This window comes from Oleiphilus sp. HI0067, assembly GCF_001635735.1.
Genome location: NZ_LWFI01000268.1, coordinates 1 through 835 on the forward strand (window position 1 = coordinate 1; position 835 = coordinate 835).

Sequence of the window (835 nt, forward strand, 5' to 3'; positions counted from 1 at the left end):
GAGGGTAGTTTCATCTCGCCTTCCCCTCTCCATCTCATGATATTTTCCGTCAGAGTCTCTTTTATTGCGTTCGCTAATGTACCCATGATTCTTTTATCTATCAGACCTCAACTGTCTGATCTCCGTATATTTCACTTTTATGAATTTTGCAGGTAAAGCGTTGACCCTTACCTAAAGGTGCACATAGTATCTCGCTCAACTGGTATATACCAATAATTTTGAGATTTACTTATGACGACCAAAATGGATGCACCGATAAACCCTTATTTACTTCTTACTCCTGGCCCTCTATCAACAAGCATCGGAGTGAGAAATGCCATGTTACGCGATTGGTGTACTTGGGATGATGACTACAAACAACTTGTTCAAGGCGTCAGACAGCGCTTGGTAAAACTTGCAACTAGTGAGGAATACCAAGACGAATACACTGCTGTGTTGATGCAAGGTAGCGGCTCAGCCTCTGTCGAAGCAACACTTGGTTCAGTCATACCCGCATCAGGACATTTAGTCATACTCGCTAATGGTGCCTATGGACAACGCATGGCAACCATGGCTTCGATCCTGAACATTCCTTTTAGTCTGATCGATTACGGAGAAACATCTCCTGTCGACCCCGCCAAACTACAACAGGTGTTAAAGGAGCTTTCCGGGGACATCTATGTCGCAATGGTTCATTGCGAAACAACGACGGGAATGCTCAACCCCATTGAGCCCATCAGTCATGTCTGCAAAGAAAACAACTGCACCTTCATTGTCGACGCTATGAGTTCTTTCGGCGGCATTCCTCTTGATCTGGCTGAGTTAAATATCGACTTTTTAATCAGTAGCGCCAACA

At 44.6% G+C, this 835-nt stretch carries 1 protein-coding gene; it reads left to right on the plus strand.

The features are described 5' to 3' along the window. Positions 1 to 231 precede the first annotated feature (231 nt). Positions 232 to 835 (plus strand): aminotransferase class V-fold PLP-dependent enzyme (locus tag A3739_RS03380; RefSeq protein WP_197472009.1); only part of this gene is annotated, 604 nt, incomplete at its 3' end.